At 72.2% G+C, this 14,483-nt stretch carries 13 protein-coding genes; 10 read left to right on the top strand and 3 right to left on the bottom strand.

Features of this window, described 5'->3' with window-relative positions:
• Positions 1 to 16: 16 nt before the first annotated feature.
• From ACIOEW_RS06085 to ACIOEW_RS06075, 3 genes are read right to left on the bottom strand one after another with little or no spacing between them, the layout of a single operon-like run.
• Positions 17 to 937, bottom strand: a complete 921-nt coding sequence (locus ACIOEW_RS06085) for an alpha/beta fold hydrolase (RefSeq protein ID WP_362546662.1) — start codon at positions 935 to 937, stop codon at positions 17 to 19.
• Positions 938 to 966: 29 nt separating this feature from the next.
• The gene (locus tag ACIOEW_RS06080; protein ID WP_401961747.1) at positions 967 to 2,214 is read right to left on the bottom strand and encodes a beta-ketoacyl-[acyl-carrier-protein] synthase family protein; all 1,248 of its coding nucleotides are present in this window, start codon (positions 2,212 to 2,214) and stop codon (positions 967 to 969) included.
• Positions 2,211 to 2,450, bottom strand: a complete 240-nt coding sequence (locus ACIOEW_RS06075; RefSeq protein WP_362546667.1) for an acyl carrier protein — start codon at positions 2,448 to 2,450, stop codon at positions 2,211 to 2,213. Before ACIOEW_RS06075 ends, ACIOEW_RS06080 begins: the two co-directional genes overlap by 4 nt.
• Before the next feature lie 213 nt (positions 2,451 to 2,663).
• On the opposite strand from ACIOEW_RS06075, the gene ACIOEW_RS06070 reads away from it, so the two are divergent.
• The 10 genes from ACIOEW_RS06070 (at position 2,664) to ACIOEW_RS06025 (ending at position 14,467) form a co-directional block, all read left to right on the top strand.
• Positions 2,664 to 3,125 carry a nitroreductase family deazaflavin-dependent oxidoreductase gene (locus ACIOEW_RS06070; protein WP_362546670.1) on the top strand — a complete coding sequence of 154 codons (462 nt, stop codon included), beginning with the start codon at positions 2,664 to 2,666 and terminating at the stop codon, positions 3,123 to 3,125.
• A gap of 47 nt (positions 3,126 to 3,172) precedes the next feature.
• Complete coding sequence (locus ACIOEW_RS06065) at positions 3,173 to 3,901, top strand: nitroreductase family protein (RefSeq protein ID WP_362546673.1); 729 nt, start codon at positions 3,173 to 3,175, stop codon at positions 3,899 to 3,901.
• Positions 3,902 to 4,131: 230 nt separating this feature from the next.
• Positions 4,132 to 5,685, top strand: coding sequence for a peptidoglycan-binding protein (locus tag ACIOEW_RS06060; RefSeq protein WP_401961744.1), 1,554 nt, complete (start codon positions 4,132 to 4,134; stop codon positions 5,683 to 5,685).
• Positions 5,686 to 5,929: 244 nt separating this feature from the next.
• Entirely contained in the window at positions 5,930 to 7,384 is a 1,455-nt protein-coding gene (locus ACIOEW_RS06055) for an MFS transporter (protein ID WP_401961742.1), read from the top strand.
• 82 nt (positions 7,385 to 7,466) lie between these two features.
• Positions 7,467 to 9,020: an FGGY family carbohydrate kinase gene (locus tag ACIOEW_RS06050; RefSeq protein ID WP_401961739.1), complete on the top strand. Its 1,554-nt coding sequence runs from the start codon at positions 7,467 to 7,469 to the stop codon at positions 9,018 to 9,020.
• A 74-nt stretch (positions 9,021 to 9,094) separates the two neighbouring features.
• Positions 9,095 to 10,768 carry an FAD-dependent oxidoreductase gene (locus tag ACIOEW_RS06045; RefSeq protein ID WP_401961736.1) on the top strand — a complete coding sequence of 558 codons (1,674 nt, stop codon included), beginning with the start codon at positions 9,095 to 9,097 and terminating at the stop codon, positions 10,766 to 10,768.
• Positions 10,765 to 12,318 (top strand): FAD-binding oxidoreductase, encoded by a 1,554-nt coding sequence (locus tag ACIOEW_RS06040; RefSeq protein WP_401961734.1) that lies wholly within the window; start codon positions 10,765 to 10,767, stop codon positions 12,316 to 12,318. Before ACIOEW_RS06045 ends, ACIOEW_RS06040 begins: the two co-directional genes overlap by 4 nt.
• A gap of 43 nt (positions 12,319 to 12,361) precedes the next feature.
• Positions 12,362 to 13,021: a glycerol-3-phosphate responsive antiterminator gene (locus ACIOEW_RS06035; RefSeq protein WP_401961731.1), complete on the top strand. Its 660-nt coding sequence runs from the start codon at positions 12,362 to 12,364 to the stop codon at positions 13,019 to 13,021.
• Between the two features lie 7 nt (positions 13,022 to 13,028).
• The gene (locus ACIOEW_RS06030; protein WP_401961728.1) at positions 13,029 to 13,331 is read left to right on the top strand and encodes a putative quinol monooxygenase; all 303 of its coding nucleotides are present in this window, start codon (positions 13,029 to 13,031) and stop codon (positions 13,329 to 13,331) included.
• On the top strand, positions 13,328 to 14,467 hold the full coding sequence (locus ACIOEW_RS06025) for a zinc-binding dehydrogenase (protein ID WP_401961725.1): 1,140 nt from the start codon (positions 13,328 to 13,330) through the stop codon (positions 14,465 to 14,467). Before ACIOEW_RS06030 ends, ACIOEW_RS06025 begins: the two co-directional genes overlap by 4 nt.
• Positions 14,468 to 14,483: the final 16 nt, after the last annotated feature.

The raw sequence follows: 14,483 nt of genomic DNA, 5'->3' as shown, positions 1-14,483 counted from the left end.
CCTTCGAGAAGGCGGCTCAGCCGCCCGGCCGCGGCAGGACCGGACCTGCCGCGCCCGCACGCGGGCGCGGCAGCGAGGCCATCGGCCACAGGGCGGGGGCCTGCTCCAGGGGGCGGTCGGTGAAGAAGCGGGCCACCAGGTCCGCGACGTCGTCGGGCCGCTCCAGCACCACCCAGTGGTCGGAGTCACCGATCGTCAGAAAGCGGCTGCCCTCGATCGTCGCCGCGAAGGCGCGCTGCCGTTCGGGCGAGGTCACGGTGTCGTGCTCGCCCGCGAAGACGAGCGCGGGCACCCCGCTCAGCCCGCCGGAGAAGTCCGGCCGGTGGCCCAGCGACCTGCGCAGCGACTGTGCCGCGTGCGGGGAATGGGTGAGCGCGTGCACGAACGAACGCCGGACATAGCGCCGCGCGAGCTCCCTGCGGTGGACCTGGCGCTGTGGGTCCAGGCACATCAGCGCCTCGGCGGTCAGCGTAGCGAGCCCCTCCATGTCTCCGTCCCCCAGCCGCTCGACCGCCCGGCCCCACTGGCTGCGCTGGGCGTCACTGATGTACGCCGGTACGCCGCCGAGGACCAGCCGGGCGATCCGGCCGGGGTTCCGCCGGGCGCAGCCGAAGGCGATCGAGGTGCCGTAGGAGAAGCCGAAGAGGTTGACCCGGGCCACGCCCAGGTCGTCGATGATGCCGGCGACGGCCGCGAACAGGAGGTCGTCACCGGTACCGGGCGGCAGCGGATCGGCGCTTCCCATGCCGGGCAGGTCGGCGGTGACGACCGGGGCGTGCGGGCCCAGGTGCTCGTCCATCTGCGGCCAGCCGTACATCCCCTGGAGGGCGCCGCCGAGGACGATGACCGGTTCGGTTCGGGGCGAGGGCTGCGTCAGGGTGCGGTAGCTGTAGCGCAGCCCGTGCACCGACAGGTTCCGGATGATCTCGTCGGGCATGGTCATCGGTCCTTACGTCCGCTGCGCGGTCAGGCCCTGGTGAGGACGAGTGCGGCGTTGTGCCCGCCGAAGCCGAGCGAGGTCTTCACGGCCGCGTCGAACACGCCCGGCCGGGCCTCCTTGCTCACCACGTCGATCGGGATCTCCGGATCGGGGGCGTCGAGGTTGACGGTGGGCGGCACGAGCTGGTGCTGGAGGGCGAGGACGGTCAGCGCGGTCTCGATGCCGCCCGCCGCGCCCAGGGTGTGACCGGTCATCGCCTTCGTCGACGTGACGAGGGGGTGTTCGCCCAGGACCCGGCGCAGCATCGTCGCCTCGATCAGGTCGTTCGCCACGGTCGAGGTGCCGTGGGCGTTGACGTGCCCGATGTCCGCGGCCGCCATCCCCGCGTCCGCGAGTGCGGTACGCAGGGCCCGTTCGATGCCGAGCCCGTCGGGGTCGGGGGCGACGGCGGAGTACGCGTCGCTGGAGGCCCCGTAGCCGGCGATGCGGGCGCGGACGGCGGCGCCCCGGGCGGCCGCGTGCTCGGGGCGTTCCAGGACGAGGAGGCCGGCGCCCTCGCCGACGACGAAGCCGTCGCGGTGGGTGTCGAAGGGCCGGCAGGCCGCCTCGGGGTCCTCGCGCCGGGTCGAGACGGCCTTCAGCTGGCAGGCGCTGGCGATCAGCAGCCTGGAGCAGACGGATTCGGCGCCGCCCGCGACGACGATGTCGCAGGCGCCGGTGCGCAGCATCTGATGGGCGGTGCCGATGGCGACGGTGCCGGAGGAGCAGGCGGTCGAGACGGCCTGGCTGGGGCCGTGTGCGCCGAGGTCGGTGGCGACGCTGCTGGCGGCGCCGTTGACGACGGTGAGCGGGGCGAGTTTCGGCGAGACCCGGCGGGCGCCGCGTTCGGTGAGGGCGGTGTGCTGCTCGTCGTAGAAGGGCAGTCCGCCGTGCGCGGAGCCGATGACGACGCCGACCCGGCCGCTGTCCCACACCGAGGGGTCGAGTCCGGCGTCCGCGACGGCCTCGCGGGCGGCGATGACGGCGAGCTGCGAGAAGCGGTCCATGAGCCGCTGGGTGGCGACCCCGAGCACGGCCTTCGTGTCGAGGCCGGTGATGGTGTACATGAAGTCGCATGGCAGATCGTGGAGTTCGGGCCGGCGCCGCACGGAGGGCGCGTCGGTGGCCTCGGACACCCCGCGCCAGGTGGCGTCGGTGCCCACGCCGGCCGCGGTGACCAGACCGATGCCGGTGACAGCGGCGGCGAACGGCTCGGGGCGGTACGGGGCCGTCATGCCACGGCCTCTCGGTGCACATGCACGGCATCGACCAGGTCGCCGACCGTGTCGCGCGAGGTCAGCTGGACGTCGTCCAGGTCGACACCCATCCGGTCCTCGATGAGGAGCCGCAGTTCCTCCAGGGCCAGGGAATCCAGCCTGAGCTGACGGAGCGACACCTCGGGCCGGATCGCCACCGGGTCGGTTCCGAAGTTCGCCACCAGCAAGGTGCTGATCTCGTCTGCCGTGCTCAAGGGGCACTCCTCCGCTGTCGTACGCGGTGACGCCTTGCCGCGTGAAGGTGTGAGTGCCATCGGGGGACGCCGGCTGGTCCGGAGGAATCTTTTATACGCCCTGCCGGCGGCGGGTCCGGTCCGCGTTCCCCCGTGCGGTGGGGGGCTGTCCAGGTGTGCGAATCCGCCGGGGTGCGACGATGGGCGCAAGGCACGCGAGAGGAAGGGACCGGTATGGCTGCGGAGAACGACAACGAGGCGCCCGCACAGGTCAGTCCGAGCGCCTGGGTGGCGAAGCAGGCCGAGCTGTACGAGTCGTCGGGAGGCACCAAGGGCACCACACAGCTCGGCGTCCCCTGTCTGCTGCTCGACTACGTCGGCCGGCGCAGCGGCACGCTGCGGCGCACGGTGCTGATGTACGGGCGCGACGGCGACGACTACCTCATCGTGGGGTCGAACGGCGGCTCGGACAGCCATCCGCTCTGGTACCTGAACCTCCGGGCGAACCCGTCCGTCGGACTCCGGGTGGGCCCGGAGCGGTTCCCGGCCGTCGCCGAGACGCTGTCCTCGGACGAGAAGGAACGGGTCTGGCCGCACCTGGTGGAGGTCTTCCCCCGGTACGCGAAGTACCGGGGCGGCACCGACCGCGACATCCCGGTGGTCCGGCTGCGGCGGACCGCTCCGGCCACGGACTGATCATCGGGCCTCCTCACGGCAGGGCTTCGCCCGTAAACTCCGCGATCATGACGATCGAAACGACTCAGGCAGCCGGAACGGCCGAGGCCGAGGCCCTGTTCTCCACCATGTCCACGATGCGCGCGATGCGCCGCCTCAAGCCGGAGCCCGTGCCGGACGAGACGCTCGAGCAGCTCATACAGGCCGCGGTGTGGGGTCCCAGCGGCGGGAACATGCAGTGTTACGAGTACGTGGTGGTGACGGACCGTGAGGTGATGGCGCGTCTCGCGCCGCTGTGGAAGCGGTGCGTGGACGCGTATCTGGCGACGACCGGGAAGTACGCGCCGGAGGGCATGGACGACGCGGCGTACGGCCGGATGGTCGCCGCGATCGAGTACCAGCGTGACCACTTCGCCGATACGCCGGCGCTGATCGTTCCCTGCTACCGGTTCCCGGAGCCCCGGATGGAGGAGGAGGGCCTGGCCGCCTACGCGCAGGCGCTCGGTCCGGCGGGGGTCGAGCACATGATGACCACCCAGACCCGTTTCCAGGCACTCGCCGAGGGGTCCTGCGTGTACCCGGGGGTCCAGAACATCCTGCTCGCCGCCCGGGCGCTGGGGCTCGCGGCGAACATCACCATCTGGCACCTGATGCTGGAACAGGAGTGGAAGGAAGCGCTCGGCATCCCCGAGGACATGGAGACCTTCGCGGCCATTCCCGTCGGATGGCCGCAGGGCAACTTCGGGCCGATCCGGCGCCGCCCGGCGGCCGACGTCATCCACCGCGACCGCTGGTAGTACCCGCCGTCCGGACCGCGCCGCCACGGCTCGGTCCGGACGGCGCGGATCGGTGCCTGGATCCCGGCCGCCGGCTCCACAACTCCATTGCAGTGAAAGGGAGTTCGACACGCCGCGATATGATTGTCATGCTCTGAACAGATGGATAGCCTGAGCGGGCTTCGCGGCCCCTCGGCCCACCCCATCCGGGCCCGGGGGCCGTTCTTCTCCCCCACAGAGCAGGAGCAGGTATGCCCACACGTGCCGCCGCCCACACCAAGGCCCGCGCCTCCGTGCTGGCGGCCCTCACCGCCACCGTCCTGGCCGCGACCGGCACCCCGGCCCTCGCCTCGACGGACACCGGGCACCCGATGAACCGGGCGTTCGAGCGGGCCGCCGAGACGTACGACGTCCCGCGCGATCTGCTCGCCGCCGTCGGATACGGCGAGACCCGGCTCGACGGCCACTCCGGGCGTCCCAGCCAGGCCAACGGCTATGGCGTGATGCACCTGGTCAGCAACCCCGTGAACCGGACGCTGGAGCAGGCGGCCGGCCTCACCGGGGAACCCCTGGCCGAGCTCCGCGCCGACACGGCGGCCAACATCATGGGCGGCGCGGCAGTGCTGCGCGGTTACGCGGACAAGCTCGGGCTCGACGCACGGGACCGCGACGACCTCGACTCCTGGTACCCGGCTGTCGCCCGGTACAGCGGCAGCGACGGCCCGGCCGCCGCCCTCTACGCCGACACGGTCTACACGTTCCTCGCCGACGGGCTCGACACCGTGACGCCGGACGGCGAAGCGGTCTCGGTGACGGGCCGTCCGGTGTCGCCGCAGAAGGGCGCGGTCAGCGCCGCGGAAGCGAGCACCCGGAGCACCGACTACCCGTCGGCGCTCTGGGTGCCGGCCGACGCGAACAACTACGCCACGGGACGCTCGGCGACGATCGACAAGGTGGTCGTCCATGTCACGCAGGGCTCGTATGCCGGCTCGATCAGCTGGTTCCAGGACCCGGCGTCCGAGGTGAGCGCCCACTACGTGGTGCGCTCGTCGGACGGCCAGATCACCCAGATGGTGCGCGACAGCGACACCGCATACCACGCGCGGAGCGCCAACGCCTCGGCGCTCGGCATCGAGCACGAGGGGTTCATCGACGACCCGTCATGGTTCACGGACCCGATGTACCGGTCCTCGGCCGCCCTGACCGCGTACCTGTGCGACCGGTACGGCATCCCGAAGGACCGCGCGCACATCATCGGGCACAGCGAGGCACCGGGCAACGACCACACCGACCCCGGACCGTACTGGGACTGGAACCGCTACATGGAGCTGGTCGGCGGGAGCACCGGCGGCGGCGACACGGGCGACGGGCTGAGCTTCACCGCGTACGCGACGCAGCGCAGCGGTTCGACGGGAGCCCAGGTCAAGGCCGTTCAGACGCTGCTGAACACGCAGGGCTATCCGGCGGGCGAGGTGGACAGCAGCTTCGGTCCGGCCACACAGAGTGCGGTGACGGCGTTCCAGTCGGCGCGCGGGCTGGACGCCGACGGCGTCGTGGGAGCCAGAACCTGGACGGCGCTGCTGTCCGCGGGCACCAAGCCCGCGCTCGCCGAGGGCGCCTCGGGCGACGGCGTGAAGCGGCTCCAGCGGGCGCTGACCGCGGCGCTCGGCTCGACGGTCGGTGTCGACGGGAGCTTCGGCCCGGGGACGGCGACCGCGGTGCGCACCTACCAGACGAGCCGGGGCCTGACGGTCGACGGCATCGTCGGTCCGGGCACCTGGACGGCGCTTCAGGCGGGCCGCTGACGCAGACGGGCGGGGCGGTGCGCACGGCACCGCCCCGCCTCGTCACGTTTGGGTAACCTGCCGGAAACCCTTGACGTTTCTCCTGACTCGTTCCTAACCTCCTCGTGTAGTCGCACTTCACGTGCTGCGGCGCTTTCCGCAGTGTTTTGACAGGCACAGACATAGACCACCTGTCGGTGGTTTCGTCATGCCTGTTTTTTTGTGCTCCCCGTGCCGCCGATGGGTCTTCCTCGAAGGCGGATTCATGGCACAACGTCCGAGCGTCAAAGGCGTCGCCGACGTCGTTGCGCTCATCGATGGGCTGGGAAAGATCACCGGCCGGGCGCAAGTCATCTGGTTCCTCGTGTTCGGCGGGCTGTTCCTCGACGCCTACTCGAACGCGGCGCTGAGCGCCGGTCTGGGGCCGATGACGTCCCAGATGGAGCTGACCAGCACGCAGGTCTCGATCCTCACGGCCACCGCTCCGGCCCTGGCGATCATCTTCAACCCGGTCGGCGGCTGGCTCGCCACCAAGATCGGCCGGGTCCCCCCGCTGCTCATCGCCAAGGTCTTCGCCATCGCGGGCGCCCTGCTCGCCGCGTCCGCCGGTGACTTCACAGTCGTCTGGCTCGGCCGGGTCCTGGTGGGTGTCGCGTACGGCATCGACTTCGCCGTCGCCATGGCCCTGCTCGCCGAGTACACCCCCGCCAAGCTCGGCGGCCGGCTGAACCTGTGGCAGGCGGTCTGGTACGTCGCCACCACCAGCAACCTCGCGCTCGCCCTGCTCTTCTTCAACCTGGACGTCGGAGCGGACATCTGGCGCTGGTCGGTCGGCTCGGCCGCCGTCGTCGCCGTCGCGCTGCTCGTGGGCCAGTGGCTGATGCTCAGGGAGAGTCCCACCTGGCTTGCGAGCAAGGGGCGCCTGGACGACGCCGTCCTCAACCTGGACCGGATCTACGGGATCGAGGCCGTCGCCGGGAAGCCGGACGCGGCGACCCGCGCCGCGACCGCCGCGCCCGCCATCGGCTTCCGCCAGGCCGGGGTGCTCTTCAAGAGCGAGTACCTGCCGCGCACGATCCTCTCCTCGGTCATCTCGCTCGGGCAGTCGATGCAGTACTTCGCGGTCGGCTGGTACCTCCCGCTGATCAGCCTGACGATCTTCGGCGAGAGCTTCGAGAAGGCCACGATCGGCTCGATGGTCTTCAACGCCTTCGGCATCGCGGGCGGGCTGCTGTCCGCGTACTTCGGCCGCAGGCTCGGGCTGCGGCTCAGCTCCGCCGCCGGGTTCGCCGGGGTGTTCGTCGCCCTGATCGCGATGGGGCTGACCTTCGAGAAGGTCCCGACGGCCGTGGCGTTCCTGCTGCCGGTGCTGTTCATCCTCTGCCACTCCGCCGGCCCCGGGGCCAACGGCAAGTCCATCGCCGCGCTCTCGTACAGCAGTGATGTGCGCGCGCTCGGCACCGGTGTCACCGGGATGGTGGGCAGCTTCGGCAGTGTCGCCGGGCTGTATCTCTTCCCGCAGATCAAGGAGTCGCTCGGCCTCGCCGACACCTTCCTGGTGCTCTCCGTCGTGCCCCTGCTCGGCATGATCACCTGCCTGGCCATCAAGTGGGACCCGATGAAGGCCGCCTCCCCCGACGAGGCGGCGGCACAGCACGCGGCCACGCTCGGCGCACCGGCCGGTTCGCCGGAATCCGCGGAGTCCGCCACCGCGCGCTGACCGTCCGCCGTCCCTGCCGCACCACACGATGGTCCCTCTCCCCCTCCGTACAGCTCGCGATGCTCGCAATGAAAGGGCTGCAATGACGCAGACGCTCCCCGGCGCCTCCCCCCGGCGCGGTGTGCTGGCCATCGACGAGGGCACCACCGGCACCAGGGCCGGAGTCGTCCTCGACTCCGGCGGGGCGCACGAGGTGTTCTACCGGTCGATCGCGGTCAGCCATCCGGACGACCTCTCGGTCGAGCAGGATCCGATGGAGATCTGGACCGCCACCCTCGACGTGGCGCGCCGGGCCGTCGGCGCGGCCCGGGCGGAGGGGATCGAGCTCACCGCCGTCGCCCTCTCCACCCAGCGGGCCACCGCGATGCTCTGGGACCGGGTCACCGGGCGGCCGCTGCTGCCCGCCGTGGTGTGGCAGGACCGGCGGTACGCCGCCGAGCTCACCGCCCACGAGGCGAAGTGGGATGCCGCCCTGCTGGCCCGTCAGGGCCGGCCGGTCGGTGCCCGCGCGCCGTTCCTCTGGGCCGCCCGGCAGATCGCCGCGCACCCGGAGGTGGCCGCCGCGCACCGCGAGGGCCGGCTGCTCTTCGGTACCGTCGACACCTGGCTGATCTGGCGCCTGACCGGCGGCGCCGTGCACGCCACCACCCCGACCAACGCCGCCTCCAGCGGGGGCTACCTGCTGGAGCGGCACGCCTGGGACGAGGAGTGGATCAGCCACCTCGGCTTCCCCCTCGACCTGCTTCCGGAACTCCGCTCGGACGACGCCGGATTCGGCACCACCGACCCGGCCGCCCTCGGCATCGCCGTCCCGCTGGCCGCCTCCATGGGCGACCAGCACGCCGCGCTGATCGCGCTCGGCGGCCTGGCCGCCGGGCAGGGCATGTGCATGTACGGGACCGGCGCGTTCGTCGACGCGGCGACCGGCACCACGCCCGCCCTGCCCCGGCCGGACATCTCCGGGGTGCTCGCCCAGCCCGGCCGGCGGCAGGGCGACATCAGCCACTACAGCCTGGAGGCGTACACCTCCACGGCGGGTTCGGCGCTGCGCTGGCTCTGCGACGACCTGGGCCTGTTCGCCTCGCCGAAGGAGCTCGGTGAGGAGGCCGGCCGGGTCCCCACCCGGCCGGGCCGCACCCCGCGGTTCGTCCCCGCGCTCGCCGGGGTCCGGACGCCGGTCTGGCACCCGGAGGCCACCGCGTCCCTCACCGGACTCACCCTCGCCACCACCCGCGCCGATCTGGCCCGCGCCGTGCTGGACGGCATCGCGCACTCGGTGTGCGACCTCGTCGACGGGGTCGCCGCCACGATGGGCGCCCCGTTCACCCGGCTCCGGGTCGGCGGCGGGGTCGCGGGCAGCGACCCGCTCATGCGGATCCAGGCCGACCTGACCGGCCTGCCCCTGGAGCGGGTGGCCGACTCGGCGACCGCAAGCCTGCGCGGCACCGCCTATCTGGCCGGGGTCGCCCAGGGTCTGTGGGGCTCGCTCGAGGAGATCGTCGAGGCGCAGCCGCACGGCCAAATCTTCGAACCCTCCACCGGCGCGGACGAACGCGCCGCCCAGCGGGCCGCCTGGCGCGACGTGCTGACCAGCCATCTCGGCGACCCCGCTCTCACACCCCTCACCCCCCACTGACGGCCCCTCACCGTCAGCAGGCGGCCGGTCCCCGACCACGCGGCCGCCGCACCGAAACACCAGGAGTTGATGTTGTGATCACCATGCCCGCCCGGAAACCGCGGCGCAGTGCCGCGGCGACCCGCCGGACGCCCCTGCTGCTCGACCGCGCGGCGGCCAAGCGGCGGCTGGCCGACGACACGTACGACGTCCTCGTCATCGGCGGCGGCATCACCGGGGCGTACGCCGTGCTGGACGCCGCCTCGCGCGGGCTGCGCGCGGCGCTCGTCGAGAAGGACGACTTCGCCTCCGGTACGTCGTCGAAGTCCTCGAAGATGGTGCACGGCGGTCTGCGCTACATCGAGCAGGGCAACGTCAATCTCGTACGCCACTCGCTCCTGGAGCGGCACCGCTTCCGCAAGAACGCCCCGCACCTGGTGCACCGGCTGCCGTTCCTCTTCCCGATCCTGGAGAAGGAGGGCATCTTCGACGCCCGCCTCGCCAAGGGCTTCGAGGGTCTGCTGTGGACGTACGACCTGGTCGGCGGCTGGCGGATCGGCAAGCTCCACCAGCGCCTGACGGTCCCGGAGGTCCTCGCGCAGGCGCCGACGCTGCGTGCGGAGAACCTCAAGGGCGGACTGATGTACTTCGACGCCCGGACCGACGACGCCCGACTCGTCCTGACCATCGTGCGGACCGCCGCGGCGCTCGGTGCGACGGTCCTCAACGGGGCGAAGGCCGAGGGTCTGCTGATGGAGTCCGGCAAGGTGGCCGGGGCCCGGGTCGAGGTGGACGGCGACAGCGTGGACATCCGTGCGCGGGCCGTCGTCAACGCCACCGGGGTGTGGACCGACGAGCTGGACGCGAAGGCCGTCGACGGCCACCGGCCTCAGGTGCGCCCGGCCAAGGGCGTGCACATCGTGGTGCCGTGGGACAAGGTACGGATCAACTGCACGGTCACCGTGCCGATCCCGGGCCGGGCCCGCCGCGCGACGTGCACCCGCTGGGGCAACAGCGTCGTGCTGGGCACCACGGACGAGGACTACCAGGGCTCTCCCGACGACGTGCACTGCACGCGCCAGGAGATGGACTTCCTGCTGGAGGGCGCCAACACCGCCTTCGAGGGGAAGCTCACCCCGGACGACGTGGTCGGCTCCATCGGCGGGCTGCGTCCGCTGGTCGGCGGCAAGGAGGGCGCGACGCTCGACATGCGGCGCGACCACCACATCAGCATCGGCCGCACCGGCATGGTGACGGTGACCGGCGGCAAGCTCACCACCAGCCGGCACATGGGCGAGCTGGTCATCGACAAGGTGATGACGGTCCTCGGCCGCAGGGGGAAGAGCCGCACCAGCGACCTTCCGCTGCTCGGCGGCGCCGGATACGACGCCGAGGCCGTGGCCGCGTCCGGCGGGATCGCCGCCCATCTGGGCGAGCGCTTCGGTACCGAGGCGCGCTTCGTCGGCGACCTGATCCAGGAGGACCCGACACTGGCCGAGCCCATCGTCGCGGGACTCCCGTACACGAAGGCCGAGGTCGTCTACGCGGCCCGCGCGGAGCTCGCCCGCTCGGTCGACGACGTCCTCTCCCGCCGGATGCGCGCCCGGCTCTTCGCCCGGGACGCGTCCGCCGACGCGGCGGGCGCCGTCGGCGCGATCCTCGGCCGCGAACTGAACCTCTCGGAGGCCGAGGTGGAGCGCTCCGTCTCCGACTACCTCGCGGCCGTCCGTCACGAAAAGTCCGTACTCCTCGAAGGGGCAGCAGCATGATCAGCCGTCAGACCATCACCCACCCGTTCAACCGGGGCAACTACACGATCGGCGCCCCCAGTTTCGCCAAGTGGGCGCAGAACACCCCCATCGGCGACGGCGAGGCCGCGCTCCAGGTCAACCCGGTCGAGGTCCCCGATGCCGTGATCGAGGCGCTGCGCGAGGCCGCGCACGCCGTGCACGTGGAGCGCGACGAGGTCGTCACCAGGACCCGTGACTGGTGGGCCGGTTCGATGATCGGCGAGACCGAGGGCCGTCCCGCGACGCCGGACGCCGTGATCGTCGAGGCGGCCGACGCGGACCAGATCGCGGCCGTGCTGCGGATCTGCCACGCGGCGGGCATCCCGGTCACCCCGTCCGCGGGCCGCTCGAACGTCACGGGTGCGGCACTGCCCGTCTTCGGCGGCGTCGTCCTGGACGTGTGCGCGCTGAACGAGATCACCGGCTTCGACGCCGAGTCGAACGTGGTGGACGTCCAGGCCGGCATGTTCGGCGACCTCTTCGAGAAGCAGCTCCAGGAGGAGTACGGCGTCACGACCGGCCACTGGCCGTCCGCATTCGCCGTCTCCACGGTCGGCGGCTGGATCGCCTGCCGCGGCGCCGGTCAGCTCTCGACGCGCTACGGCAAGATCGAGGACATGGTCGTGGGCGTGGACGTGATCCACGCGGACGGCACCCGCGCCACGTACGGCGACTACGCCCGTGCCGCCGTCGGCCCGGACCTGCGCCAGCTGTTCATCGGCTCCGAGGGCACCCTCGGTGTCATCGTCTCGGCCCGGCTGCGCGTCCACCCGCTGCCGGAGTACGCGAACGCCGTCGCGTTCGGCTTCGAGACCTTCGCCGAGGGCCTGGACGCCTGCCGCAAGATCATGCAGCGCGGTGCGACCCCGGCCGTACTGCGGCTGTACGACGCCCTGGAGTCGGGCACCCACTTCGGCCACCCGGAGACCAATCTCCTGCTGATCGCCGACGAGGGCGACCCGGCGATCGTGGACGCCTCGATCAAGGTGGCGGCCGAGGTCTGTTCCGCGTACGGCCCCGAGCTGGACTCCAAGGCGGTCTTCGAGCGCTGGCTGGACGAGCGGATGATCGTCGGCAAGTCCGCCGACGGCTTCAAGCCGGGTCCCGGCTTCGTCGCCGACACCCTGGAGATGGCGGCCTCCTGGGCCGCCCTCCCGGTGATCTACGACGAGGTCGTCGCCGCGATCCAGTCGGTGGAGGGCACCCTGGCGGCCTCGGCCCACCAGTCCCACGCGTACACCGACGGTGCCTGCGTCTACTTCTCGCTGCGCGGCGAAGTGGCGCCCGAGGCACGGCGCGACTGGTACCGCTCGGTGTGGGACGCCGCCAACGGCGTACTCGTCAAGCACCGGGCCGCACTCAGCCACCACCACGGCTGCGGGCTGCTGCGCGGCCCCTACCTGGAGGAATCCCTGGGCGCGGGCTTCGCGACGTTCGTCGCGGTGAAGGCGGCCCTGGACCCGGCCGGCATTCTCAACCCTGGCAAACTGGGCCTTCCCAGCCGATTCGGTACGTCTCCGCTGAACTGACCCAGCAGCAACGAACCCCTCCCAGTCAGGTCCGGACCCCGCCATGCCCCCTTCCCCGTCCCGCTCCGCCGCACCGCTCGATCCCCGGCTCACCGCGGCGTTCGCCGAGGTGCCCGTGATCGCGTCGGTCGTCGGCACCCAGCCGCTGCGGCAGTTCCTGACCGCACCGGCCAAGGTGTGCATCCTCGCCTCGTTCGCGGTGGGGCAACTGCCCCAGGTCGTACCGGCGCTGGTCCGGGCGGGCAAGCTCGTGTTCGTGAACGTGGACAGCAGCCCCGGTCTCGCGCAGGACCGGGGCGCGCTGGAGTTCATCAAGAACATGGGCGCGCACGGCGTGGTCAGCACCCGGCTCTCGCTCATAGAGAAGGGCCGCCCGCTCGGCCTGCTGACGATGATGAAGGTGTTCGTCACCGACCGGTCCAATCTGCGCCGCTCCACGGACGCGATCTCGCGCGGGGCGCCGGACCTGGTCGAAGTCATGCCCGCCCCGATCATCGCCCGGATGAGCGCGCAGGCCCAGCGCGCGATGTCCCCGTCGGTGGCCGCGGGCTTCGTGGAGTGCCCCGCGGACGTGGCGCTCGCGCTGGCCCTCGGGTCGGCCGCGGCCGCCACGTCCGACCCCCGCCTCTGGCATCTGCGCCGCGACCAGCTTCCGCCGGTCCCGCCGGCCGCGCTCAAGAGGCCAGTCCCACCCCAGGAGTAGTACCGACGTGACATACGTAGTCGTAGCCCGCTACCGCACCAGGCCGGGCGAGCAGGACACCGTCCTCCCGCTCCTCGACACCATGGCCGCCGCCTCCCGCGAGGAGCCCGGCAACCTCGCCTACCGGGTCCACCAGGGCACCGAGGACCCTCGGGCGGTCGTGCTCTACGAGGAGTACGTGACCGAGGCCGACTTCACCGCGCACTGCGCGACCCCGCACTTCCAGGAGATCGTGCTCGGCAAGGTCGTCCCGCTCCTGGAGAGCCGCGACGTCCTGCGCTGCGCGCCGCGCGACGAGGTGACCGCATGAGGACCCGGGCCGTGGTCCTGCGCGGGATATCGACCGCCCGGCCGTACGCGGAGACCCGTCCGGTCGAGGTGGAGGAGCTGCACCTCGGCGCCCCGCGCGAGGGTGAGGTCCTGGTCCGGGTGGCGGCCGCGTCCCTGTGCCACTCGGACCTGTCCGTCGTCAACGGCGACCGGGTCCGGCCGCTGCCGATGGCCCTGGGCCACGAGGCGGTCGGCGTGGTCGAGGAGACCGGACCCGGCGTCCACCGGATCTCCCCCGGCGACCATGTCGCCCTCGTCTTCGTGCCGAGCTGCGGCTTCTGCGCCGACTGCGCGGCGGGCCGCCCCGCCCTGTGCGCGCAGGCCGCGGCGGCGAACGGGTCCGGCGCCCTGCTGCACGGCCCGTCGCTGCTGACCGACGCCTCCGGCGCCACCGTCCACCACCAGCTGGGCGTCTCGGCGTTCTCCTCGCACGCGGTGGTGGCCCAGGAGTCCGTGGTGCCGATCCCCCGCGACATCCCGTTCACCGTGGCCTCGATGTTCGGCTGCGCGGTCCTGACGGGCGCCGGCGCGGTCATCAACACGGCCGCCCTGCGCCCCGGCCAGTCGGCGGTGGTCTACGGGCTGGGCGGCGTGGGCCTTTCGGCTGTGCTGGGGGCACGGGCGGCCGGCGCGTACCCGATCGTCGCCGTCGACCCGGTCCCGGAGAAGCGCGCGCTGGCCCTGCGGCTGGGCGCGACCCACACGTACGCCCCCGACGAGGCACTCGGCTCGATCCGCGAACTGACGTCCGGCGGGGCGGAGGTGGCGGTGGAGGCCGTGGGCAGCCCGAAGGTCATGGCCGAGTGCCTGGCAGCCGTGGCCCGCGGCGGCAAGGTCGTCTCGGTGGGCCTGCCCGCCCCCGACCGCGTCCTGGAGGTCCCGGCCCTGGCCTTCGCGGGCGAGGGCAAGTCCCTGCTGGGCTCGTACATGGGCGACGCGGTCCCGCGCCGGGACATCCCGCGCTTCCTGGATCTGTGGCGGGCGGGACTGATGCCGGTGGAGGAGATGCACACCGGAACGCTTCCGCTGGACGAGGTCAACCACGCGATGGAGGAGCTGGCCTCGGGCCGGGCGATCCGTCAGGTGCTCGACACCTCGGGGCTGCTGGAGGCCTAGACGCCCTGCCGGAGGC

It is taken from the genome of Streptomyces sp. NPDC087901, assembly GCF_044742205.1.
Lineage (GTDB): Bacteria > Actinomycetota > Actinomycetes > Streptomycetales > Streptomycetaceae > Streptomyces.
This window is presented reverse-complemented; position numbering and strand designations above follow the sequence as displayed.

Bases quoted from the DNA above. Each gene is read 5' to 3' on its own strand.
- ACIOEW_RS06080 (WP_401961747.1), bottom strand. From the start codon at position 2,214: ATGACGGCCCCGTACCGCCCCGAGCCGTTCGCCGCCGCTGTCACCGGC.
- ACIOEW_RS06070 (WP_362546670.1), top strand. From the start codon at position 2,664: ATGGCTGCGGAGAACGACAACGAGGCGCCCGCACAGGTCAGTCCGAGC.
- ACIOEW_RS06060 (WP_401961744.1), top strand. From the start codon at position 4,132: ATGCCCACACGTGCCGCCGCCCACACCAAGGCCCGCGCCTCCGTGCTG.
- ACIOEW_RS06025 (WP_401961725.1), top strand. From the start codon at position 13,328: ATGAGGACCCGGGCCGTGGTCCTGCGCGGGATATCGACCGCCCGGCCG.
- ACIOEW_RS06040 (WP_401961734.1), top strand. From the start codon at position 10,765: ATGATCAGCCGTCAGACCATCACCCACCCGTTCAACCGGGGCAACTAC.
- ACIOEW_RS06085 (WP_362546662.1), bottom strand. From the start codon at position 937: ATGCCCGACGAGATCATCCGGAACCTGTCGGTGCACGGGCTGCGCTAC.
- ACIOEW_RS06035 (WP_401961731.1), top strand. From the start codon at position 12,362: ATGCCCCCTTCCCCGTCCCGCTCCGCCGCACCGCTCGATCCCCGGCTC.
- ACIOEW_RS06065 (WP_362546673.1), top strand. From the start codon at position 3,173: ATGACGATCGAAACGACTCAGGCAGCCGGAACGGCCGAGGCCGAGGCC.
- ACIOEW_RS06050 (WP_401961739.1), top strand. From the start codon at position 7,467: ATGACGCAGACGCTCCCCGGCGCCTCCCCCCGGCGCGGTGTGCTGGCC.
- ACIOEW_RS06055 (WP_401961742.1), top strand. From the start codon at position 5,930: ATGGCACAACGTCCGAGCGTCAAAGGCGTCGCCGACGTCGTTGCGCTC.